The sequence below is a fragment of the Alteromonas sp. CH_MED4-4 genome (genome assembly GCF_037029575.1).
Taxonomy (GTDB): domain Bacteria; phylum Pseudomonadota; class Gammaproteobacteria; order Enterobacterales; family Alteromonadaceae; genus Alteromonas; species Alteromonas macleodii.
Genome location: NZ_JAYMEU010000017.1, coordinates 40499 through 63992, shown reverse-complemented (window position 1 = coordinate 63992; position 23494 = coordinate 40499). Strand labels below are relative to the sequence as shown.

Here is a 23494-nt window from a genome sequence, read left to right as displayed (position 1 = left end):
AAGTCAAGATAGACGCGTTGCCAGGTTGTCGCGAGGGCTAATGACTAAGAAAGGATGTCAGTAAGAATGGCGTCCGTGACGTCCTTGGTAACAACCGCTTTGCCTATGCCTTGAGGAAGTACAAATCGAATACTGCCAGCTTCCACTTTTTTATCGCGTTTCATATGCTTAACGTAGTCATCCTTTGTCATACTATTTGGGCCTGCAACCGGTAAAGCAAATGCTTCAAATAGCGACGATACGCGTCGTGTTTCTGACGCTTCAAACCACGTTAATGCTTCAGCAGCTTTACAAGCAATTATAGTACCAGCGGCTACCGCTTCGCCATGCAGCCAGTTACCGTAGCCTTGCTCGGCTTCAATAGCGTGACCGAACGTGTGGCCTAAGTTAAGAATGGCGCGTAAACCACCTTCACGTTCATCTTTTGCTACCACGTCTGCTTTGATTTCGCAGCAGCGAGAAATAGCTTGAGTAAGAATTTCAGTATCAAGCGACGTAAGCGCATCTACATTACTTTCAAGCCACTCAAAAAACGGTGCGTCGTAAATGATACCGTATTTGATGACCTCTGCCATGCCAGCAGCAAACTCTCTCGCGGGTAATGTAGCGAGGGTATCAGTATCAATGGCTACATAAACCGGTTGGTAAAAAGCGCCAATCATGTTTTTGCCGAGAGGATGATTTACCGCGGTTTTTCCACCTACTGATGAGTCGACTTGAGAAAGCAAAGTCGTAGGAACTTGAATGAAGGGCACACCGCGTTGGTAAGTTGCCGCAACAAAGCCAGTAAGATCACCAATTACACCACCGCCAAGTGCGATAAGTGTCGTATCTCTTGCAGCGTTTAGCTCAAGAAGGCGTGTCATAACCACTTCGAATTGGGCAAGATTTTTGTGTTGCTCGCCGTCCGGCAAAATAATGGTTTCAACCTGAACATTACCACACGCCGCTTTAGCGGTTTCTAAATACAGTGGGGCAACAGTTTCGTTGGTAACAATGACGGCAAGTGGGCCTTTTATATAGGCACTAAAAAGGCCAGGTTGCGAAAGCAGCCCGGCCTCTATCTGTATAGGATAGCTACGTTCTCCAAGTTCCACAGTTAAGGTTGACATTGGCGTAGCACCTCCTATTACATATTTAATTTATAAACCAATTTTACTGATAATCTGATTCGCTACAGCACGCGCACTTTGGTCGTCTGTATCAACAATGTAATCAGCAACTTCTTCGTAAAGCGGGTTGCGCATTTCTGCAAGATCGCGAAGTACTTGTTCTGGATCTTCGTTTTGTAGCAAAGGACGACGTTTGTCACGTTGTGTACGGGCAACTTGCTTATCGATTGTCGTTTGTAGGTAAACAACGATGCCGCGGGCAGATAAACGATTACGCACAGCTTTAGTTACAATAGAACCGCCGCCAGTAGCAAGTACAATACCTTGCTTATCTGTCAAATCGTTAATGACGTTTTCTTCGCGTTTACGGAAACCATCTTCGCCTTCAAGGTCGAAGATCCAGGCAATGTCTGCACCCGTGCGGCGCTCAATTTCCTGATCCGAATCAAAAAAGTCTAGGTGAAGTTCGTCTGCCAGATGTCTACCGATGGTACTTTTGCCAGCACCCATTGGGCCAACTAAAAAGATATTACGTTTTTCAGCCATATTTGCTTATATCACAACTTAATCATGTTAGGGGCAGTGCACTGTTGCCTTACCAGCCTACCCATTGACTCGTGCCTATTTAGTGTCCAATAAGCACCACTCCTTAAACCTCGCTTAAATTTCGAGGCGGGGATTATCTCAGTTTCATGCAAGGCGTTGCAAGTTTTGTTACTAACAAATAGCGTATACCTGTAAATTTAGTTACAAAAAAAGGCTGAAAACCAAAAAAGCGCACAAAAATGCGCTTTTTTGAAGGCTAAAAATGAGGATTATGGTCTTTCAGTGACTATCTTGGGTGTCACAAAGATAAGTAGTTCTCGTTTTTGCTGAAGTTGTGACGAGTTTCTGAAAAGGGCACCAACGACAGGCAAATCACCAAACAAAGGCACTTTCGACACGCCATCAGAACTGGTTTGTTGGAATATGCCACCTAATACGATGGTTTCGCCGTTTTCTACCAATACCTGCGTTTTAATTTCTTGGGTATCGATGGCTACGGCCTCACCAGTAGACGTAGAAACGGTTTCGCCACGGGTATCTTGCGTAACAACTAAGTCTAAAATAATGCGATTATCAGGCGTAATATGTGGCGTAACTTTCAGTGACAAAACGGCTTTTTTGAACTCTACTGAAGTCGCACCGCTAGACGTTGCTTGTACGTAAGGTATTTCCGTACCTTGTTCAATGTAAGCTTCATGCTGGTTAGCAACCGTAATACGAGGACTCGCAATAATTTCGCCTTTGTTTTCAGATTCTAGTGCGGAAAGCTCAAGGTCTAATATGGTGCCATCAACCAAGCTCGCAATCTGAAAGCCAATGCTACCTGCTGCGCTGGTGACAGGTAAATTTACGTTTAGGCGATTGTCAATGCTTGGCACTACGCCGCCGGCAATGGTGTCTGCGCCTTCAAGGCTGCCTGAGACACCGTTGTCGTCTTGTCGATCACTGAAACCCCAGCGCACACCTAACTGTTCATCCACATCGTCAAGTACAGTTACCATACGGCTTTCAATCAGCACTTGCTTCACCGGAACGTCTAATGCGTTGATAGTTTTTCTTGCTTCATCAATCGACGCTAACGTGTCGCGAATAAGCAAGGTGTTGGTGCGCTCGTCTACGGTGACACCGCCTCGTTCTGATAGAATTCCGCCTTCTGTCGACTTCAAAATTGTGGCCAACGCGGCAGCTTTTGCATAGTTAACAGGAATGTTAACCGTATGAAGCGGTGCTAAATCTGATACTTGTTTTTTAGATTGAAGCGCTTGAGTTTCACGAGCAGACAATTCTTCAGCAGGCGCAATTAATAAAATATTACCCTCTAAACGTTTGTCCAAACCCTTAACGCGCAAAATCATGTCGAGTGCCTGGTCCCACGGAACGCCCGACAAGCTAATCGTAACATTGCCTGTCACGGTATCAGTGGTTACCAAATTAAAACCATTCACTTGGGCGATGATTTGTAAAACCTGTCTCACAGGTACATCTTGAAAATCAAGTGAAATAGGGTCGCCAGTGTATTTCTTTTCCGCTTCCAAGGCGTCTTGCTGCGCGCTGTCCATTGGCGTTATCGCCATACGAATTACGCCGTCTTTTACCGTATTTTTAACCGTAACTGGGCCCGAATAATTAACTTCAATTCGCGCGCCATCTTTATCTTCGAATGTCTCGATGGTAGAAACCAAGGTACCGAAATCAGTCACATTAAGTTCTACTAATTGGTCTTCGCCTAACTTGGTGTTTGGTAATGTAAGGGATACCTTTCCTTGTGACTCAATAAGCTGAAGTTTTGGCGCTTGGCCCTCAAAACTCACCAGTGTTACAGCGGTATTGTTAGCTGCTTGAGTAAAGTCGATGTTTGTGACCGTGGTGGTAACGGTTGATGCATTTCGTTTAGTATCAGGGTCGACTAACAAAGGCTCTTGGGCTTTTACTGGCGAAACAAATACGGTTAATGAAAATATTGCAGCCACAGCGAAAGCCAGCCAATACCATCTAGGCACTCTACGATTCAGAGATTTGTTAAATATGTATCGTTCGGCCATGCTTACTCTCCCGCCTTCGATGCTGTAGTCATTGTTGTTGTTTTCCTTTGCCAGCAGCCCGCACCATCAGGTAATAACTGTTCAATAGTAATTGAGTCGGTGCTAATTTGCGTAATTTTGCCATAAAACAAGCCGATACGACTCCCTACTTTAGCTTTATGTAATACGCCATCGTTACTTTTCAATAATGCCCACTGCACTCCTTTAACGGCAAAGTTGCCAGTCAGTGCGAGGGCGTCCACGCCATAGGCTTCCAATGCTTCTTTAGGGCGCTGGAAGTTTGGCTGTAAACAGTTTTCTACCCGCGCTTTTGCTACTGGAGCGGCGTTGTTCTTAGGGCGATCGAACGGGCTTCTTAAAGCGCTTGCCGAATAGCTAAAAGGTGGGTGAGTCTTAAATTCTGGATACGGTTCAATTTGTGGCTGAGCACGCTCTTTAACACTCTGTGTATAGGCATGCAGATCGTCGAGTTTAGGTGAACAGCCTGTTACTAACAATATGATTAAAAGAGATAAAAACGAACGAATCATTGTTCATCTCCTTCAATGTCTGTCGAGTTTTCCGAACGATAAGTTTTCGCCTGCAGCTTCAGCGACAGACCATTTGCTTCACGCTTTATGTCAAAATCGTGAAGCGTAACGATACGAGGTAAATCCGCAACTTTGGAAACGAATTCGCCAAAGTTGTGATAGCCACCGCTTACTTCCATTTCGATAGGTAGTTCGGTGTAAAACTCTTTTGGTACTTCTTGTTGCCAGTTAAGCAACTCAAACGTGAGGCCCGATGCGGTACCAACGTAAGTGATATCGTCAAGCAAACCCGGTGTTTCGTTGCTGGTTGGAAGACTTTTCAGCATAGACGAGAAGTCTTCTTTAATTTGCGCGAGTTGGGCTTGGTAAGCTTCTAAATTAGCCGCAATGCGGTACTTTGCTTCGAACTGTAACTTTAGTTCTTGTTCTTTTAATTCAGCCGCATCTTTAATCGGTAATTTGGGGCTTATTAGCATGTAGTAGCTCAACGCACCTACCAATATTGCGACAAACGCCGCCACAACAATGCGAACTTCGTTTGGCCAAATAGCGATTTGTTCAAAGTCGAGTTCGTTGAGTTCTTTTAGTTTTGAAACATCAAACTTCATGGTTATTGCGCCTCACTACTTTCTATTTCTAGCGGAGCAACATTGGGGTTTATCGAAAACGTAAGCGTAAAGTTGCTAATCGCTCTCGCTGCACTGCTGTCAGATTTAATGGTAGAAAGCTCTGCGGCAACGAACACTTTCGAGTTGTCCAGCGCGCGCATAAAGTCGGAAAGACGATTGTTCGAATCACTAGTCCCTTCAATCTCAATACGGTTATTGCTTCTGGTCATAGACTCAAAGGCCACACCGGGAGGAACGAGTTTAGCAAGTTCATCAAATACTATAGGAGCCACATTGCGACTTGCTTGCAGTTGCTCAATTAATGCCATGCGCTGCTCAATGGCATTTTTACTATCTTTAACCTTTTTTATCTCTGCAATTTGCGCATCTAAAACCGCGATTTCCCGTTCAAGGTATTGATTACGCGAGTTTTGATTACTGATTTGCTGGTCGATAGCTTGACCAATGAACCAAAAAATCAATCCTACAATGGCGGCAACGGCAAGTAGCCCTGCCAAGTATTGTTGTTTTTGATGTTGGCGCTGCTTCTCTCGCCAGGGTAGTAAATTTACATGTGCCATGGCGTAAAGCTCCGGCTCGCTAGACCTGCTGCAATCGCAAGCTGTGGTGCAATTTTGCTAAGTCTCGTGGCATCAAGTTTAGGGTTTATCGACATGTTGCTAAACGGATTGAAGCAATCAACCTCTAGGCCTAAGTCTTGTTTTAAAATGTCGACTAACGGTTCAATAGTAGCGGCACCGCCGCTAAACAGTATTTTGGTGGGGCGCTCTGCATGTAGCGTGCTCATATACATTTGTAATGCACGGTTGATATTTTGCTGTAGGTTAGCGGCAAATATAGGAAGCGTATCTTCCACCCAATTTCCAGACAGCGTGCCATCAAGTAGCTGACGCTCTGCGGTTTCACGCTCAACCATATGAATGGCGCTAATATCGTTAATTAGCTGATTTAAGCCAAAGGCGTGCTCTTTGGTGTAGATGACGTCGCCGTTTTTTATTACGCATATTTGAAGTAGCGAGGCGCCCACATTAATACAGCAAAGTGGCATGTCTTCGGTATGAGGCGTATGGAAAAAGTCCATGGCATTGCCGATGGCATAATTTTCCATATCAACAATTTTGGGCTCAAAGTTAGCTTCTCTTGCAAGCAGCAAGCGACTGTCTACCAAATCTTTATGCGCAGCGGTAAGTAATACATTTACTTTTCCAGTGTGCGTTGTGCTTGGCCCCATTTCTTCAAAATCTAAATATACTTCTTCAAGCGGATAGGGAATGAGACTGTCGGCTTCGATCTCAATTTGATTTTCTAAATCGTAATCGCTTTGCTCTGGGTCCATATAGACGATTTTACTGATCACTGACGTGCCAGCCACAGCAACATTTGCCAGCTTTAATTTTGTTTTTAGCGACTTTCGAATTTTCTTGAGAGCAATGCTTACTGACTCATAATCTTTAATATCACGCTCAGAGAAAGCGATTTTGTTAATTGGCTCACAGGCATACCCTTGAAGGACGAACCCGTCTTTCGATTGCTCTAACCACACCGCTTTTATTTGACGCGTGCCTATATCTAAGCCCACAATGGGCGGCAGCTTTTTCTTAAACAGCGATTTCATGTGCAAGTGTCCAGTTTCAAAGGTAGTTGCTCTAAAGTACAATGTTACTCTAATAGTCTTATGCGTATGGTTCTAGAGATAACACATACGTATAAAATATACGTCATTTCAACAAAATGTCTTGGTATCCGTTACAGTGAAGTACATCAAACCACTTATTTTATTTAGTTTTCTATCAGGCCTTCTTGGTTTTGCAGCACTGGTAGGTATTTACTTTTATATCAAACCTGACCTACCAAGTGTTACTGTACTTAAGGATGTACGCCTGCAAACACCCATGCAGATATACACCAAAGACGGAAAACTTATTTCACAGTATGGAGTTAAACGGCGGATCCCCGTAAAACTTGAGGAAGTCCCGCAAGAATTAATTAACGCCATACTCGCTACCGAAGACAGTCGCTTCTACGAACACCACGGTATTGACCCCATTGGTATAATGCGTGCTGCAGTAAGTTTAGTCCTTACTGGCGAAAAGCGTCAGGGAGCAAGTACGTTAACCATGCAGCTAGCACGAGGGTTTTTCCTTAGTCGGGAGAAAACCTATATCAGAAAGATCAAAGAGATCTTTATAGCACTGCACATGGAGCAAGAGCTTTCTAAGCAGGAAATTCTTGAGCTGTACCTCAACAAAATCGAATTGGGCCATAGAGCGTTTGGTTTTGGGGCGGCCGCCCAAGTGTACTATGGCAAACCGCTTAACGAACTCTCTTTAGCTCAAATTGCTACTATTGCAGGTCTTCCCAAGGCGCCATCAGTGCTTAACCCTATCAGCGGGCCGCAACGTTCTGTCGAACGCAGACGCGTGGTCTTACTTCGTATGCTTGACGAAGAGTACATCACTAAAGCGCAGTTCGATGAAGCTGCGAATGCGCCAGTTTCAGCGAAGAAGCACGGTGCTGAAATTGAAGTGGATGCGCCTTATTTGGCCGACACCATTTATAACGAAATGGTAGAGATTTATGGAAAAGAAGAGGCAGAAACCGGCGGATACCAAGTTTTTGCGACTGCAACGTCAGATCTTCAATTAGCTGCTCAGCGTGCGGTGGTTCGAAATCTTCATGACTATGATGAGCGTCATGGCTATAAAGGCGCCCTTGGCTACTTATGGAATATTCCTAAGCCAGAAGGAAAGGATGACGCGATTCCACAACTTTCATTGAGCTATGACATAAGTGATAAGACAACACGAGAAGAGTGGGATAACGAATCAATCATGCGCGTGCTTGAAGAGATTCCTCACATTAAACCTCTTTTGCCATCGGTTGTTACGAAAGTAAATGAGCAGTCGATAGAAGTGTTGTCTGTAGATGGCAAAGCAATAACGGTAGAGTGGGATGGACTAGATTGGGCCCGACGCTACATTACAGACTTTAGGCAGGGTAGTGACCCCAAAAGCGCTTCAGATGTGACTCAAGAAGGGGCGGTCATTTATATCAGACAGCAAGAAGGGCAGTGGCGCATTTCGCAAATCCCTGAGGTGAGCGGAGCGTTTATCGCACTTAATCCGAAAAACGGTGCGGTTGAAGCGGTTGTTGGTGGCTACAGCTTTTATCAAAGCCAGTTTAACCGAGCGACACAGGCCAAGCGCCAAGTGGGCTCGAACATCAAGCCTTTCGTTTATTCTGCTGCATTAGACAGTGGCTATACCCTTGCATCCATCATCAATGACGCTCCCATTAACCAATGGAATGCGGCGACGGGTGTAGCTTGGCGACCGCAAAACTCGCCAGCTGAGTACGACGGCCCAATTAGAATGCGTAAAGCCCTTGGTAAATCGAAAAACGTGGTATCGGTTCGACTATTGCGTGGTGTTGGTCTTAGAGAAACGGCCGATTACTTAACACGCTTTGGTTTTAATAAAGACGATATCCCACTTGATGAAACCGTATCCCTTGGGTCGAGTTCACATACGCCGCTTGAAGTAGTAAGAGGTATGTCGGTCATTGCGAACGGTGGCTACTTAGTAAACCCTCATTTTATCAGCAAAGTGCTTGATGAAAACGGCGATGAGCTTTGGAAAGCAAACCCAGTTTGGGCGTGCAATCGTTGTGAAAATCAAAGCGATCCAGAAATACTACCTGAAGACGAAGAAGCCGATATTGAAGCCTTACTTGCCGCTGAACTAAATCAAGATATTTTACTTGGCGACGTCGATGATGACGAAGCTGCAGAAAAAGTGATTGCGCCTCAGGTTATTACTGCTCAAAACGCTTTCTTAGTGGCAGAAATGATGCGAACGGCTGTGAGAGCAAACGGAAATTGGAGCAAGAAAACCTATTGGTTAGGCACCGGCTGGCGTGCTCGTAATATTCTTCAGCGTACTGACATAGCTGGGAAAACGGGTACAACGAATGACTCGCGAGACACGTGGTTCAGTGGTTTCCACAAAGATTTGGTGGCCACCACATGGGTAGGCTTCGACAACATGGGGCGTCAGTTAGGGCGAGCTACGCGAAACCAAAACCTTATTAATAAGAATGCTGAGAAATTCAACTGGATAGGCAACGCCATGATCGGCATTGAAGATGGAGCTAAAGCTGCTGAGCCAGCGTGGATCAGATTTATGCAACATGCTCTAGAAAATAAACCACATACGCCAATGCCCGTACCAGAAAATATAGTGCGCGTTCGCATTGATCGTACCAGTGGAAAGTTGACCAGACGAACAGACCATACGACACTATTCGAATATTTCCTGCAGGGAACCGAGCCAACGACTTATGTTCGCGATGACGAAGTGTTGGATCCGGCCACGCAGGATACGACTACTGCGCCTGAGCCAGAAGAAATATTCTAATTACTAAGAGGCACGTTGCACGCGTGCCGCTTCAGGCTTAGGTGATGTATTTGCCTGAACACATTATCGGAAAACCAATGTCAGAAGATTCACAGCGATATCTTTATATTCCTCATGCCGGCCCTTCATTGCTGGAAACCCCCCTACTGAATAAAGGCAGTGCCTTCACTGCACGGGAACGTGCGGCGTTTAACCTGACGGGTCTAGTGCCACCAAGGTATGAAACCATCGAAGAGCAGGTTGAACGTGCTTACATGCAATACAGCAGCTTTGACGAAGCACTAAACAAGCATATTTATCTGCGCGCAATTCAAGACAATAACGAAACCTTGTTTTACCGCCTAATTCAAAAGCACATCGATGAGATGATGCCCATCATCTACACCCCTACTGTAGGTGATGCATGTGAGCAGTTTTCAGATATCTATCGCAGTTCGCGTGGCTTGTTTGTGTCGTATGAAGAACGTCACCAGCTTGATGATATTGTTCGCAATGCAACGAAGCGCAAAGTGAAAGTGATTGTAGTGACTGACGGTGAACGCATCTTAGGCTTGGGAGACCAGGGTATTGGTGGAATGGGCATTCCTATCGGTAAACTATCGCTTTACACAGCGTGTGGTGGAATTAGCCCAGCATACACATTGCCCGTAATGTTAGATGTAGGTACTAACAACGAAAAGCTGCTAAACGACCCAATGTATATGGGGGCGCGCCATCCGCGTATTGGACAGGAAGAATACGACGAATTCGTTGATATGTTCATTAATGCTGTGAAGCGACGCTGGCCTGATGTAATGATTCAGTTTGAAGATTTTGCGCAGCCAAATGCTATGCCGTTATTAAACCGCTATCGCAACGACGTGTGTTGTTTTAACGACGATATACAAGGCACTGCTGCCGTTACCCTTGGTACTATTTTGGCGGCATGTAAAACCAAGCAGCAAAAGCTACGCGACATGAAGGTGGTGTTCGTGGGCGCGGGTTCGGCAGGCTGTGGTATTGCTGAAATGCTCATTCAACAAATGGTATTTGAAGGCCTGACTGATGAACAAGCACGTAAGCAAGTGTTCATGATTGACCGTTTTGGTTTGGTAACCGAAGGCATGGAAGGTCTACGCGACTTCCAACAAAAGCTTCAGCAGAAAAATGCTGACTTGGCTGATTGGACGTTCAGTGGAGATTATGCGTCACTACTTGATGTTATGCACTGCGCGCAGCCAGACGTACTTATTGGTGTTTCAGGCCAGCCTGGCTTGTTCACTGAACAAGTTATCCGTGCCATGAAGCAAGGTTGTGAACTGCCAATCATCTTCCCGTTAAGTAACCCCTCACGACAAGTTGAAGCGCGTCCTGAGCAAGTGATTGAATGGACAGAAGGTGACGTGATTATTGCTACAGGTAGTCCGTTCAAGCCTGTAGAGTACGATGGCAAAATATTCCCTATCGCTCAATGCAACAACTCTTACATCTTCCCGGGCATTGGCCTTGGTGTTGTTGCATCTAAAGCGAAGCTTATTAGTGACGAAATGCTGATGGCTGCAAGTAACGCACTTGCTTCAGCGTCGCCATTAGTCAACACGGGTCAGGGTTCACTATTGCCACCCCTTGCTGCCATTGCAGAAATTAGCAGAGAGATTGCTTTTGAGGTGGGTAGAGTAGCGATGGAGCAGGGGCTTGCTCTTGAAATGTCTGATGACGCATTGCGCGCCAGCATTGAGCGTAACTTCTGGAAAGCAGAGTACCGCCCTTACAAGCGGGTAAGCATCTAGTATCCTATAATGTTATATAAAAGCAGGCTTAGCCTGCTTTTTTTGTACTTGTGAACAACGCTTTCACCATGACTTACAACTCAAAAGCTGAAGTAAGCCACCGTCTCACTGCTCGAACTTCATCCATTTCGCGGCCGAACTCCAACCAAATGTAATATGGTGTTGCCTATGCGCAACATTTCCTATGTGTTGCTCATATGTATTCTCGTTAATAAGCTCCTAACCTACTGTTATTAATAGTTTATTTTTTGTTGGCACAATGATTGATACACCTCTTTATAGTTACAACAAGGAGCAAGGGGTGTTATTGATGACCACGTTAAAAAACAAGGTAAGTCCTTTCTACGCGCGAATTATTAGGCGCTCATTCTCTACGTCATTAGTTATGGCCGCTCTTGCAACACTCTCAGCTTGCGACGCACCTAATGTTGATGTTGCAGCACAAGATGAAAAGGCTGCTAAAACGGCTGCTAGTACAGTTTCAGAAAGCCCAGTAGATGAGCAAAGTGAAATGTTTGCTTATCTGGATGAGTCCGACTTAATTGATGCCTACTACGAGGTTAAGTAATTCGCGGCTAATCCTTCTTACACACTATCGATTCTGCCACGGTTATCGCTGGCAAAAGCTTATGGCAACTATCGATAGTACCAGTTTGCGGGCAACGGACTGCTCGCCTTTTATTTATAAAGCCGCGCTCTGGATAAAGCTAAAGCGCGGCTTTTTTATGTCAATAAACGTATATCGCCGTTTATTAGTCGACACCGTTGAGCTATAAGTCTTTAAAAGCTGTTCTTAGTAGCTATGTATTGCACTAACCTTAACGATAAAGTCATTTAAAGGAATTGCTATGTCGACAGAAAGTAACTACACACCACCAGAAGTTTGGACTCAGGCTGAGGATGATGGCAACAAGTGGGCCAGCATCAATCGTCCTGTGTCCGGCGCTACCCATGAGAAGGCTCGTCCTAATGGTGAACATGGTTTGCAGCTATACTCGTTAGCTACGCCTAATGGCCAGAAAGTTACCATCATGCTTGAAGAGTTGTTGGCAGCTGGCGTGAGCGAAGCAGAATACGACGCTTGGCTGATTAACATTGGTGAGGGCGATCAGTTTTCTTCTGGGTTTGTTGACGTCAATCCGAATAGTAAAATTCCTGCTATGGTCGACACGACAACGTCACCAGAAACCAAGCTATTCGAGTCTGGGTCAATCTTAGTTTACTTGGCGGAAAAATTCGGTAAGTTCATTCCGCAAGACGCCCATGCAAAGGCGGAATGTTTCAACTGGCTGTTCTGGCAGGTGGGGTCAGCGCCTTACTTAGGCGGTGGTTTCGGGCACTTCTACAGCTATGCGCCATATCCAATGGAATATCCTATCAACCGCTTTACCATGGAAACTAAGCGTCAGTTAGATGTGCTAGACAAGCACTTAGCAAACAATGAGTTCATGGCAGGTAGCGAGTACAGTATCGCTGACATGGCTATATGGCCGTGGTACGGTAATTTAGTGCTCGGAAATCTGTACGATGCAGCCACTTTCCTTCAAGTGCACGAGTACACCAATTTAGTCCGCTGGGCTAAGCAACTAGAGCAGCGAGAAGGCGTTAAACGTGGCCGTATTGTCAATAAGACCTGGGGTGACGATGGTCAGTTAGAAAACCGCCACAGCGCAAAAGATATCGACGACGCACTCACCAAAGCCTAAATAATGGGGTCAGAGTACATTTAATTTGGGGTCAGAGTACATTACTTTGGTTAATCGCCTTTTTAGCATCAGAATGGCTAACGAAAGGCATCAACATAAAACGGGGTCAGAACCTACTCTGGCCCGGTAGCTTAAAAAAGTACTCTGACCCCAATTTTCAGATGAGCTCTGCAACACTCTTTAGATAGGCTTTTTGAAGTGGTGTGAAATCCCACTCATTCAAAGCTTCATTAAATTCAAAATTGCCCACACGACCTCGCCAGCGTTCAGTGGGTACTGCCGGCCAATTTTTTATGTACACCAGCTTTCCATGAAGGCAGTGCAACACTTCAATTTGTGGTGATTTGGTATCGGCGTAAGTTACTTTCTCATAGACAATAGCGCCTTCTTCACAATCTTGGCCGAAAAACACAAAGCCGCGATAGCTGCCGCTTTCTGTAATAGTAATGAGCGAAGCATATTCTTTGCTCTTAGATACTTTTCTCAGCGCAGGCAAATAGCCATCGACTCGTTTTATTTGAAGCCCCTGTGATTTGTTGTGCCACTGCCATCCTGAGCTGCCCATAAAAGAAAGCTCGTTATTTTTATCGTTGAAATGGCTTAATGCTTCAAAGGTTTTCCAAGACGCAAAAGTGATAATGCACAGCATTAAAAAACCAGTAATGAATATGAGTGGCTTTGCCATGTCTCAAGCCCTTAGCATTAGACAAACGTTTGTCTCTTTAGTTACGGACAAAGGTCAAAGCTAGACTTTCATTGCAAAAAAGTAATACGCAGAGAGACAAATGTGCTGTGGCCTTAAAGCGTTCTGGTGCTGGCTTAATAACAGGAGAGACGCCGCTTAACGCTTACCTGACATTAAATACAGCGACATAAAAAGCCTCGCGTATTCGTTGTCTCGATAACACCACATCAATGCATCCTAAGAATGAAACTAATTTCGGACAATGATTCAGTAATTACGATTACAACTATCTATTTTGTTCGTTTTAATTGTTTTATTAAATCAGTGATTATTTGTTTAAACGAAAAGCGTGATTAACACCATTTCTTTAATCACACACTGACACCCAATTTTAGTAAGACTAAAAAATCGGTGAGAAATAAACAGAAGGAATTCGCAATGAGTAAGTGTCCATTTTCAGGTGCAGCTATAAAACCTACTACGCTAACGTCTAGCAATGGTGCGCCCGTTGCCAATGATAATCAGAGCCGAACAGCGGGGCCACGCGGGCCGGTTACGTTCGACAACCATTATTTGTTTGAGAAGCTTGCGCACTTCAACCGCGAGCGAATTCCAGAGCGTGTAGTTCACGCAAGGGGCAGTGCTGCATATGGCACCTTTACGCTAACTAAGAGCTTATCTGACTACACTATTGCAGACTTTCTGCAAAAAGAGGGGCAAAAAACCGACGTGTTTTTGCGCTTTTCTACCGTAGGTGGTGGTCAGGATTCAAGTGACTATGCCCGTGATCCTCGTGGTTTCTCAGTGAAGTTTTATACCGAACAGGGAAACCGGGACATGGTAGGAAATAATACTCCGGTATTCTTCTTACGAGATGGCATCAAGTTTCCTGACTTCATTCACAGTCAAAAGAAAAACCCGCGTACGAATTTGCCGGATCCGCAGGCCGTGTATGAGTTTTGGGCGAACAACCCTCAGTCATTACACCAATCGACAATCTTGATGTCTGATCGCGGTATTCCACTTTCATATCGCCATGTGAATGGCTATAGCTCTCATACGTTGAGTTTCTGGAATAACGCAGGCCAACGCTATTGGGTGAAATGGCACTTTAAAACTAACCAAGGTATTAAAACGCTAACTAGCGAAGAAGCGGCAAAGATGCCTGCTTATGGCGCTCAGCAAGACTTGGTCGAAAGCATTGATAACGGAGAATTTCCATCGTGGACCGTGAATGTGCAGATTATGACTGAAGAGGAAGCGCGTAATTACCACATTAACCCGTTTGATCTAACGAAGGTGTGGCCTCACAGCGACTTTCCATTAATTGAAGTAGGGCAGTTGGAGTTAAACCGTAATGTTGATAACTACTTTGCAGAAACTGAGCAAGCAGCGTTCGCGCCGAACAATTTGGTACCGGGTATTGGTGCGTCGCCAGACAGGATGCTTCAAGCGCGACTAATTGGATATCAAGATGCGCACAGATACCGCATTGGTGCAAACTACAACCAAATACCGGTAAACGCGCCGCGTTGCCCAGTGCACAATTATCAACGAGATGGAGCCTTTGCGGGAATTAACCCAGCACTTGCAGGAAGTGGAGCCAACTTCTATCCAAACAATCGCGCGCGAGTTGGTGAGCCGGCTGAAGCACCAGAGGTTCAAGAGCCGCCTATGCCGCTTGAGCAAGACGCATGGTTAGATATTTACGATAACCGTGACGAAGATAACTACTCACAGGCCGGTGACCTTTTCCGCATTATGAGTGAAGATCAAAAACAGCAGCTGGTTAACAACATTGCTGACGGCTTAAGCCAGGCAACGAAGGACGTTCAAGAAGCCATGTTTGTGCAATACGATTTAGCCGACAGCGATTATGGTACTCGCGTGAGAAAGGCGGTAGCCAGCAAATAGAGTAAATGGGGTCAGAGTACTTTATTAAAATGTACTCTGACCCCTTTTTTACTGGGTAGCGACTAGGGCGTAAACGTGCAAGCGAATGGCCTGAAGTGCGCGTTCTTTCCAATTGTTCCAAGTAATACGGTTGCTAATTTCGTGCTGATTCAACGTAATATAACCATGATTTAGTGCCCATACTTGCATAGCTACATCTTGCTTTTCTTCAACAGACAGATCTTTTTTAATTAACGCAGCGGTAAGCTTAGTTAGCGTGATAAAGGCTTTTTCACCTGCCTCGATAGCTTCATCTGATGGCGTATAGTCTTTCAAATTAGAAGCAAAAATTAGTCGATAATGGGCCGCATGAGTTTCTGAAAACGTTAAAATACGCTCGCAGCCATTAATCACTTTTTCTGCCGCAGTATTGCCATCGGCTGCCAACATTTCACGCTCAACTAATTCGAAACCTTCGATGTAGAGCGCATCTAAAATACCCTGCTTACCTTTGAAATGGCTATAGATGCCAATCGTTGACATACCCGCACCGTCAGCAATGGCACGCACGCTAAGTGCATTCGTTCCGCCTTTCAAAAACAGTGCTGAGGCAGCGTCTAAGATCGTTTGTCGCGTATCTTTTTTCATTTACACATCATTTACATGTTGCGCAATATAACACCGTTATGTAAAGTGGTTTTATAACGCCGTTATATCTCTTGGTTTAACACTTAACCTGCCTGCCCGCAGGTTGTTCATAAGGACACTATATATGAAAACTGAGCAATTAACCTGCGATTATTTAATTGTTGGTGCTGGCGCGGTAGGGATGGCTTTTGCTGACGTACTACTTCACGAAACTAACGCTAACATTTTGATTATAGATAAAAATGCGAAGCCCGGAGGGCATTGGAACTATGCTTATCCCTTTGTCACTCTTCACCAGCCTTCTGCTTTTTACGGCGTGTGTTCAAAAGAGTTAAATCGTGGCGTTATTGATAAAACAGGATTGAATGAAGGCCTAATGGGATTAGCTTCAGGCCAAGAAGTGAGTGCGTATTTCGATGCGGTAATGAACGAAACCTTTTTGCCTTCAAACCGAGTGCAGTATTACCCGCTTTGCGAATACAAGGGCAATAACCAGTTTGTTTCTATGTTAAATAGCAAGCACTATAACGTTACGGTTAACAAGAAAATTGTTGATGCCACTTATCTAAACACTAATATTCCGCTTACTCATACACCTAGCTTTACCCGCGACGACGACGTTGCATTTACGCCGGTTAATACCGTGGTTCAAATGATTGAAGGCTTTAACAACTATGTGGTTGTTGGTGGGGGTAAAACGGGTATTGATACCTGCCTATGGCTGCTTGAAAATCACGTCGCCCCGCATAATATCCACTGGGTAGTATCGCGAGATGCATGGTTACTGAACCGGAAAAATACCCAGCCCTTAGATGACTTCTTCTTTCATTCTATTGGGGCACAAGCAAACCAAATGGAAGCTATCGCTGCGTCAAGTTCCATCGAGGATATGTTCGACAAACTAGAAGAGCGGGGCGTTTTACTGCGTATTGATAAGAAAGTAAGACCCAGTATGTTTCACGGCGCAACGGTGAGCGAATTAGAGCTTAAAGCCTTACAAACTCTACCATCTGTCGTTAGACAAGGTCGGGTTAAACATATCAGCCGCGATAAGCTCAGATTTGAAGATACAACGTGGAGTATGCCAGATAACGCGTTGGTTATTGACTGCTCAGCTTCTGCACTTACTAATTTAGAAATGAAAGCGGTGTTTGATGGCGACACCATCACCCCTCAAACAGTGCGTGCCTATCAACCTGTTTTTAGTGCGGCGCTTATTGCTCACGTTGAGGCGGCCTACAGCGATGAACAACAAAAGCAGATGCTGACACAAGTGGTTCCGCTGCCTAATCGCGACATCGATTGGTTACCAATGACTGCAGCAATGTTACGAAACATGCAAATTTGGGGTGAAGACCCAGCGCTTAAAGCGTGGATCTACCATTGTCGACTAGATGGCTTTTCAAAAATAGTACACGGCGTGGCAAAAGACGATATGCAAAAAATGCAGGTGTTAGGGCGATTGAAGCAAGCAGCGGCACCGGCCATGCAAAAGCTGATGACTTACATACACAGCTTAAAAGCGAGCGGACAGCTTTAAAAGGTTATAAATATCGATGAAACAGTTTCAAATAGACAAAACGAACCCAAATCGCTTTCGGATAATGCAAACAGTTGATAGCCCTGATAACGCGCAGACAGAGGGTGCTGGAAAGGCAAAAAACGTAGTAATCAAAATTGAAAGGTTCGCGTTTACTGCCAATAACTTGACCTATTATATGGTGGGTGACAAGCTTGGTTATTGGCAGTTTTTTCCACCCATTAATACAAGTAGTAACGAAAACTGGGGTGTTATTCCGGTATGGGGCGTGGGTCAAGTAATTAGCTCTAACAACGATGCGGTAGAAGTAGGAAGTCGTTTCCTTGGTTATTTCCCGCCCGCTGAATATTTGGTTATGGCTAACACTACGGTGACAAACAACAATTTAATAGACTGTAGCCCTCATCGTTTGAAGTTGCCCCAAGGGTATAATGTCTACCGACCACTTCCTTCACTAACGGCCCACGCTAACGCTGAAATAAGCACTAAGCAGCACGAGCAAGAAAACTTTCAGATGTTGCTGTGGCCGCTTTACGCAACGTCCTTTTGTTTATCAGAAGTGGTCGATGCTATACCTGGGGCACAAAGAGAGCAGTTATTAGTATTAAGTGCTTCAAGCAAAACCAGTTTAGGGCTTGCTTTTGCGTTTAAAGAAGCCGGTATTAACGCAATAGGTGTAACCTCTGAAAAGCGTGTTGCATCACTAGAAGCATTGGGTGTATACAGCGCCGTTATTGGTTATGAACAGTTGGACATGTTGCAACTGAAAAGCACTGTTGTGGTCGACATGTCAGGTAGTGCTCAGGTCAAAGCATCCATCAAACATAAACTTGGTGAACACCTAACAAGATACATCAGCGTAGGGCTTACTCACTGGCAGGACATTAAGCCGTCAAGCGATGAGGAGTTCTTCTTTGCTCCAGCTCATATACAGCAGCGTATGTCTGAGATTGGGGTTGCTGAGTACCAGAAGTTAAGTAGCGGGTTTGTATCAAAAGCCATTGTGTGGAGCGCCGGTTGGTTAAACGTTAAAAAGCGTGAAGGGTTGAGCGCGCTACAAGATGACTTTAGCGAACATCAGCAAGGCCTCATTCCTTCAAATGAAGGAAGAATATACACACTTGCTTAGCGCGTAACCAGAGCGCCCATATTGAGTTCGAGCGCTTTGATAAAAAGCGCTCGCTCGAGGGTAATATCACACGTACTGATTAAAATAATTGGTAACCTTAGGCCATAAATGCTGACACTTCCGCGAGAAAAACTTCATGTGACCTATTTCCTTTACGTTGTAGGCCTGAGGGTCTAGCTCCTCCACTTCTGCTTCCATATTGGGGAAAATGCTAATCATATCGTGAACATTGTGAATATTAGCAATGTCGTCGTCGTTGGCGAGTAACCACTTAGAAGGTATTTGAATGGTGTCGTAATGATGCTGGTTAATATCACTGCCAAAGCCTGTTTTTACGTAGCCTTTACCGTTACACCATTTTTGCCACTGGCGCGCCACCTTTTTAGGTAGTGGTTCTCCCATGCCTACCCATTGAGATTTGGTATGACCGAACAGCAAATTACTTACGGGAATATAGAAATTCATAAAGAAATGGGCTTTTAGCAAATAGCTTTTACGCATGTTTCTTAGACTGCCCGAAGAGCTACCAAAATTACAAAAGGCAGTAAGGTCGTGCACATTGTGCATCAACCCCAGCAGCTGACCACCAGCACTATGACCAACAAGAAAATAGGGCACATTAGGGAATTGAACTTTCAATGTCTCTAATACCGCGGGCATATCTTGTTCGCCCCATGTCACTAGCGACGCATCACTTTGTTTAACGCTGCCTTTTACCGAACCGCCAATGCCTCTGTTATCGAAGGTAATAACGCCATACCCTTGTTCACATAAATAAGTGGCAAAAGCGCTGTAGAATTGCCGTTTTATACCCGTTGCAGGGCCAATCATGACAGCTGCTTTGGCTGGTGATGGAGGCGTGTAGAGTAAAGCGGTCAGATGCATACCATCTTCACAGGTCACTTGAATGTCCTTTATCATCGTCTTGCTCACAGGGAGTACCTTAGTGTTTATCAGGCTTCTGGTCATACCAGTAAAGCGCCGGTGGTTAAGATTTGCAATAGTATGACTATTTCAATTTCTGATGATTACGTATGCAGAACGCTTAGAGCGATTGGGATGTGTTTATGCGCGAGCTTTTGAGGTCTTAACCCAATGCTCAACAGGAGCCGGCTTACCAAACAAATAGCCTTGGAAAATATTGAAACCCATGTCTTTAAGTACACGCAGCTGAGCCTGTGTTTCCACCCCTTCGGCAATGGTCTGCATATCTAGACTCTTAGCAAGGTCCAGGGTCATCTTAACAATTTTGCGATGTCGTTCAGACGTTTCCACTCTTTCTACAAACTCTCTATCTACCTTTATGATGCTGGCAGACATATCTATAAGCTGCGAAAGCGATGCGTGGCCGGTTCCGAAGTCGTCAATAATAATGGTTGCTCCCACATTGGCTAATGACGTCAAGCGGCGCTTAGTCTCATTATGGCTGGCTAATACAGATGTTTCTGTCAACTCTAACTTGAGGCGCTCACCCAGTTCTGGGGTCTCTGAGAAGCGACGCAGCAGCTTTTCATAAAAGAGGTCGCTGAGTAACTCTGGGCCTGATAAGTTAATCGCCAACGGGACCTTTGGTAAGTTGCTAGGCCAATTGTCTAACAGTGCCAAGGTGCCATCGATAATTTTTTGCGTAAATAGCACTTCCCATTTGTTTTCCTCAACCAGTGGGAGAAACTGAAATGGTTGAAGAATTGTCCCGGATTTTGGCTCTTTCAATCTAGCCAGCACTTCGTAGCCTACAGTAGTGCCGTGAATCGATACCTGTGGCTGCAGGTACAAGGCAAGGCATCCGTTATCAAGAAGGGCTTTTACTTTGTCTTTTTGTTGTGTGTTTTCTCGAATAGTTTTCACTGTATTGATGCTAAACGAGATAAAAGGAGCGAAATCCTCGCTTTGGCTAAGGGCTATTGCGCAGCATTCAGCGGCAGCATCTAAACTAATTTCACGACTGGCATGATAATGCCCCGCACGCCATTTCAGCGGATGTTCTACACTACCTCGCGCTGAATTGATAACCATGCTGGTGGGCAATCGACGTTCTAGGTAATGTTCTATAGTTTGTGTTGAAAGGTGTTTGCCGTGCACGGTAAATAAAAATTTAGCGCCAGGGAATTGATAAACCGCGACATCATTAGCGAATTCGCTTTGTAATAGCGACGCTACGCTTAAAAGCAACTGGTCACCCTGACTGTAACCGTATTGCAAATTCACTTCTCTGAGGTTAGCTAGTTTCAACAAAACAATATGTCGATTTAAAATGCTCTCGCTCGATTCCGCTTTTTTCCAAAAGTGATGGTTTTTAAGCCCTGTTAGTTCATTAAAATAGTGCTTCTCATACTGCTGCTTCTTAAACGCATCGAACTCCATTAGGCTTTTCTTATTGGCTGATATGTCGTGGCAATGGATAAGTTGCTTCTTGTGATGTTCAAGGCTAGCAGGTTGAAGTCTAAATTCTCGTTCGGGAGCGTCAAAAATGGAAGCGTGCTGGTTTACACCCTTTGTGATGGGATGAGACAAAGAGAAAAGATCTTGAATATATTCACTCTCTGGCCGGTACTTTTTGACTAGCGCTCTCGCAGCTTTGTTTGCCTGAATTATGCGTCCTTGTTCATCACAAAAGAAAGACGGAGTGCCACCGTTGTTGAATATTTCCTGATATCGGCTAACGAGCTTATTAAGCTTTTTGCTCTGTAATAAATTGTGCTCAGACTGCCTTTCTAAAGACGACATTACTCGTAACACCGCCATTGGAATACAAAAATTGAAAAACAGGAAAATTAATGACGACAGATAGGTATGGGTGTCGGGCAGTGTAATGTCAATGCCAAATAAAGGGGCTACTTGCGTATTATTAAGCAAGAAATAATACGGAATGAGGTTGAGCAGCATAGTCGCAATAGATGCTTTCACGCCGTATAGAACACGGACAATAATCGGCAACGTGAACAACAAAAGTAGGCCATAACGCGTTGAATCTAAATCAACAGTGAAAAACAATATGCACAGTGAGGCTCCAACAACAGCCAGTACAAGGCATGCAGAAGCAACCTTTATATGTTTCATGCCTATTGAAAGTGTGGCAAAGAGAAAGGCAGTGAAGCCTAGCGTTAGGTACATAACATAATAAAGTTCCTGTACATACGCAGTATATGAAGAGTGCGCCACAATGGCCGAGGTAAGGACAACACCAATTAGTAGAATGGTGCGCAGCACACTTAGACGCCACACGTCAGCATCGGTGGTTCTTAGGTTATCTTCATTAAGTAAAAGATAGTTTTTTATTATTTTGATTGTTCGAGAAATCACTAGTAAACCGCTGACGTTCAAATAAGTTCAATACTAGAGTGTTGTAAATAGCTCACCGAGGTGAGTGATTTAATATAACCCTTTACTAATGTTAGTGATAGTAATAAACGCAGCAATAACACTAATATTTTCAATATGATATAAAAATAAGAGAGAAGTTTCCTTATTAATTAACGATAAAGAAACTTCTTAATTGATTAACGTTGGCTAGAGAGCCTTTACACCGTTAAGGTAAAAACTTTAGAGTTACGCTGGAAGTTATACAGCTCTTTCTTCACGGCAGGTAGCGCACTTATGTCAGCAGGTTCAAACCCTTGCTCTAAAAACCAGTGTGCGGTAACTGTGGTCAGTACAAAAATGCTGTTAATACCGGCTTCTTTAGCACGGGCGCGCACTTCATCTAGAATCCGTTCGCCACGGTTTTTGCCTCGATAGTCTTGATGGGTTGCCACGCAGGCTAACTCGGCACAGCCGTCTTCAGGGTATAAATACAAGGCTGCACAGGCGATGATCATGCCGTCGCGCACTATCACTATAAACTGGTTAATTTCGTTCTCTAGACGCTCACGAGAACGCTTTACTAATACGCCGCTTTCTTCTAGTGGTTTTATCAGCTTTAAGATACCGCCCACATCTTCGATGGTCGCTGCACGCAGTTGTTCATAATGATGTTCCATTACTAACGAGCCCGTACCGTCGCGAGTGAACAGCTCTTGAAGCAAGGCACCGTCCTTTTCAAAGCTGATGCAGTGAGCGCGAGGCACGCCGGCAGCAACGCTGGTGGTCAGGGCACTTAACACCGTATCTTCGGTGGTAATGTCGCCTGCCATGATTAGCTGTTCTAATTGAGGGCGTTCAATGGTGCGAAGTAAACGACCTTCGCGGTTGTATACACCATCAAAATTCGAAAATACGATCAGCTTGTCAGCTTTAAGGGCTATAGCCGCCTGCGTAGCTACATCTTCGTGAGATAAGTTAAACACTTCTCCTGTTGATGAATAGCCCATAGGCGATAGCAGCACAATTGAGCCATCGTTTAAATGATCGTTAATGCCGGTGGTATCAATACGGCGCACTAAACCAGTGTTTTCAAAATCAACGCCGCCTCGTACGCCCATTGGCTTGGCAACGACTAAGTTGCCCGAGCACACGCGTATTTGCGAGCCATGCATAGGCGAGTTTGGAAGCCCCATAGTCAATAAGGCTTCTACCTGAGAGCGTACCGAGCCGGCGGCATCTTTAACGCACTCAAGGGTTTGTTTGTCCGTAATGCGTACACCGCTTTCAAAGCGACCTTCGATGTTGCGAAGGGCTACTCGCTGATCAATCTGTGGGCGGGCACCGTGCACTACGACCACGCGCACGCCTAAGCTGTTAAGTAGGGCAATATCGTGAATAATATTAGGGAAATTAGGATGTTCGATGGCTTCGCCACCGAACATCAAAACGAAGGTCTTTCCCTGGTGAGCATTAATATAGGGCAGTGAACTGCGAAACAGTTTTATGCCGTCATGATGCGCTAATACCATCTAAGCAGTTCCTTGTCG

Annotated in this window: 19 protein-coding genes; 7 read left to right on the top strand and 12 right to left on the bottom strand. The window is 44.9% G+C overall.

Translation table 11 applies throughout. From position 1 onward, the window contains the following. Positions 1–44: 44 nt before the first annotated feature. The 7 genes from aroB to pilM form a co-directional block, all read right to left on the bottom strand. The gene (aroB, locus tag WA381_RS13025) at positions 45–1112 is read right to left on the bottom strand and encodes a 3-dehydroquinate synthase (protein WP_156077807.1); all 1068 of its coding nucleotides are present in this window, start codon (positions 1110–1112) and stop codon (positions 45–47) included. A 30-nt stretch (positions 1113–1142) separates the two neighbouring features. Then, entirely contained in the window at positions 1143–1658 is a 516-nt protein-coding gene (gene aroK / locus WA381_RS13020) for a shikimate kinase AroK (RefSeq protein WP_014948032.1), read from the bottom strand. A gap of 269 nt (positions 1659–1927) precedes the next feature. Beyond that, on the bottom strand, positions 1928–3700 hold the full coding sequence (locus WA381_RS13015) for a type IV pilus secretin PilQ (RefSeq protein WP_156085836.1): 1773 nt from the start codon (positions 3698–3700) through the stop codon (positions 1928–1930). 2 nt (positions 3701–3702) lie between these two features. After that, complete coding sequence (locus tag WA381_RS13010) at positions 3703–4230, bottom strand: pilus assembly protein PilP (protein ID WP_014948034.1); 528 nt, start codon at positions 4228–4230, stop codon at positions 3703–3705. Continuing rightward, positions 4227–4838 (bottom strand): type 4a pilus biogenesis protein PilO, encoded by a 612-nt coding sequence (locus WA381_RS13005; RefSeq protein WP_014948035.1) that lies wholly within the window; start codon positions 4836–4838, stop codon positions 4227–4229. The genes WA381_RS13010 and WA381_RS13005 overlap by 4 nt, the downstream gene beginning before the upstream one ends. 2 nt (positions 4839–4840) lie before the next feature. Then, positions 4841–5419, bottom strand: coding sequence for a PilN domain-containing protein (locus WA381_RS13000; RefSeq protein ID WP_014948036.1), 579 nt, complete (start codon positions 5417–5419; stop codon positions 4841–4843). Next, the gene (gene pilM, locus WA381_RS12995; protein WP_039225089.1) at positions 5407–6474 is read right to left on the bottom strand and encodes a type IV pilus assembly protein PilM; all 1068 of its coding nucleotides are present in this window, start codon (positions 6472–6474) and stop codon (positions 5407–5409) included. The genes WA381_RS13000 and pilM overlap by 13 nt, the downstream gene beginning before the upstream one ends. Positions 6475–6610: 136 nt before the next feature. On the opposite strand from pilM, the gene WA381_RS12990 reads away from it, so the two are divergent. The 4 genes from WA381_RS12990 to yghU all read left to right on the top strand — a co-directional run bounded on the left by WA381_RS12990 (position 6611) and on the right by yghU (position 12749). Further along, complete coding sequence (locus tag WA381_RS12990) at positions 6611–9274, top strand: penicillin-binding protein 1A (protein WP_069943617.1); 2664 nt, start codon at positions 6611–6613, stop codon at positions 9272–9274. A 77-nt stretch (positions 9275–9351) separates the two neighbouring features. Further along, the gene (locus WA381_RS12985; protein ID WP_014948039.1) at positions 9352–11043 is read left to right on the top strand and encodes an NAD-dependent malic enzyme; all 1692 of its coding nucleotides are present in this window, start codon (positions 9352–9354) and stop codon (positions 11041–11043) included. A 310-nt stretch (positions 11044–11353) separates the two neighbouring features. Next, positions 11354–11611 carry a hypothetical protein gene (locus WA381_RS12980; RefSeq protein ID WP_014975481.1) on the top strand — a complete coding sequence of 86 codons (258 nt, stop codon included), beginning with the start codon at positions 11354–11356 and terminating at the stop codon, positions 11609–11611. Positions 11612–11891: 280 nt separating this feature from the next. Then, entirely contained in the window at positions 11892–12749 is an 858-nt protein-coding gene (gene yghU / locus WA381_RS12975; protein ID WP_014975482.1) for a glutathione-dependent disulfide-bond oxidoreductase, read from the top strand. Positions 12750–12906: 157 nt separating this feature from the next. Here yghU and WA381_RS12970 read toward each other — a convergent pair whose 3' ends face one another. Continuing rightward, positions 12907–13434, bottom strand: a complete 528-nt coding sequence (locus WA381_RS12970) for a hypothetical protein (protein WP_156085837.1) — start codon at positions 13432–13434, stop codon at positions 12907–12909. Positions 13435–13872: 438 nt separating this feature from the next. On the opposite strand from WA381_RS12970, the gene WA381_RS12965 reads away from it, so the two are divergent. Continuing rightward, positions 13873–15348 (top strand): catalase, encoded by a 1476-nt coding sequence (locus tag WA381_RS12965; protein ID WP_156085838.1) that lies wholly within the window; start codon positions 13873–13875, stop codon positions 15346–15348. Between the two features lie 48 nt (positions 15349–15396). Here the strand turns inward: WA381_RS12965 and WA381_RS12960 are convergent, their stop codons facing one another. Beyond that, entirely contained in the window at positions 15397–15975 is a 579-nt protein-coding gene (locus tag WA381_RS12960) for a TetR/AcrR family transcriptional regulator (RefSeq protein WP_156085839.1), read from the bottom strand. Between the two features lie 124 nt (positions 15976–16099). On the opposite strand from WA381_RS12960, the gene WA381_RS12955 reads away from it, so the two are divergent. After that, positions 16100–17515, top strand: a complete 1416-nt coding sequence (locus WA381_RS12955) for an NAD(P)-binding protein (protein ID WP_156085840.1) — start codon at positions 16100–16102, stop codon at positions 17513–17515. A 16-nt stretch (positions 17516–17531) separates the two neighbouring features. Further along, positions 17532–18644: a DUF2855 family protein gene (locus WA381_RS12950; protein ID WP_156085841.1), complete on the top strand. Its 1113-nt coding sequence runs from the start codon at positions 17532–17534 to the stop codon at positions 18642–18644. A 66-nt stretch (positions 18645–18710) separates the two neighbouring features. Here WA381_RS12950 and WA381_RS12945 read toward each other — a convergent pair whose 3' ends face one another. From WA381_RS12945 to argA, 3 genes are all read right to left on the bottom strand, one after another. Further along, a complete protein-coding gene (locus tag WA381_RS12945; RefSeq protein ID WP_156087309.1) occupies positions 18711–19565 on the bottom strand; it encodes an alpha/beta hydrolase family protein in 855 nt (284 codons plus the stop codon). Positions 19566–19709: 144 nt separating this feature from the next. Further along, positions 19710–21947: a bifunctional diguanylate cyclase/phosphodiesterase gene (locus tag WA381_RS12940; protein ID WP_014997126.1), complete on the bottom strand. Its 2238-nt coding sequence runs from the start codon at positions 21945–21947 to the stop codon at positions 19710–19712. 218 nt (positions 21948–22165) lie between these two features. Then, positions 22166–23476, bottom strand: coding sequence for an amino-acid N-acetyltransferase (gene argA / locus WA381_RS12935; RefSeq protein WP_156085842.1), 1311 nt, complete (start codon positions 23474–23476; stop codon positions 22166–22168). Positions 23477–23494 lie beyond the last annotated feature (18 nt).

Coding starts and splice junctions, on each gene's coding strand:
- aroB (WP_156077807.1), bottom strand. CDS start 1,112: ATGTCAACCTTAACTGTGGAACTTGGAGAACGTAGCTATCCTATACAG.
- aroK (WP_014948032.1), bottom strand. CDS start 1,658: ATGGCTGAAAAACGTAATATCTTTTTAGTTGGCCCAATGGGTGCTGGC.
- WA381_RS13015 (WP_156085836.1), bottom strand. CDS start 3,700: ATGGCCGAACGATACATATTTAACAAATCTCTGAATCGTAGAGTGCCT.
- WA381_RS13010 (WP_014948034.1), bottom strand. CDS start 4,230: ATGATTCGTTCGTTTTTATCTCTTTTAATCATATTGTTAGTAACAGGC.
- WA381_RS13005 (WP_014948035.1), bottom strand. CDS start 4,838: ATGAAGTTTGATGTTTCAAAACTAAAAGAACTCAACGAACTCGACTTT.
- WA381_RS13000 (WP_014948036.1), bottom strand. CDS start 5,419: ATGGCACATGTAAATTTACTACCCTGGCGAGAGAAGCAGCGCCAACAT.
- pilM (WP_039225089.1), bottom strand. CDS start 6,474: ATGAAATCGCTGTTTAAGAAAAAGCTGCCGCCCATTGTGGGCTTAGAT.
- WA381_RS12985 (WP_014948039.1), top strand. CDS start 9,352: ATGTCAGAAGATTCACAGCGATATCTTTATATTCCTCATGCCGGCCCT.
- WA381_RS12980 (WP_014975481.1), top strand. CDS start 11,354: ATGACCACGTTAAAAAACAAGGTAAGTCCTTTCTACGCGCGAATTATT.
- yghU (WP_014975482.1), top strand. CDS start 11,892: ATGTCGACAGAAAGTAACTACACACCACCAGAAGTTTGGACTCAGGCT.
- WA381_RS12970 (WP_156085837.1), bottom strand. CDS start 13,434: ATGGCAAAGCCACTCATATTCATTACTGGTTTTTTAATGCTGTGCATT.
- WA381_RS12965 (WP_156085838.1), top strand. CDS start 13,873: ATGAGTAAGTGTCCATTTTCAGGTGCAGCTATAAAACCTACTACGCTA.
- WA381_RS12960 (WP_156085839.1), bottom strand. CDS start 15,975: ATGAAAAAAGATACGCGACAAACGATCTTAGACGCTGCCTCAGCACTG.
- WA381_RS12955 (WP_156085840.1), top strand. CDS start 16,100: ATGAAAACTGAGCAATTAACCTGCGATTATTTAATTGTTGGTGCTGGC.
- WA381_RS12950 (WP_156085841.1), top strand. CDS start 17,532: ATGAAACAGTTTCAAATAGACAAAACGAACCCAAATCGCTTTCGGATA.
- WA381_RS12945 (WP_156087309.1), bottom strand. CDS start 19,565: ATGATAAAGGACATTCAAGTGACCTGTGAAGATGGTATGCATCTGACC.
- argA (WP_156085842.1), bottom strand. CDS start 23,476: ATGGTATTAGCGCATCATGACGGCATAAAACTGTTTCGCAGTTCACTG.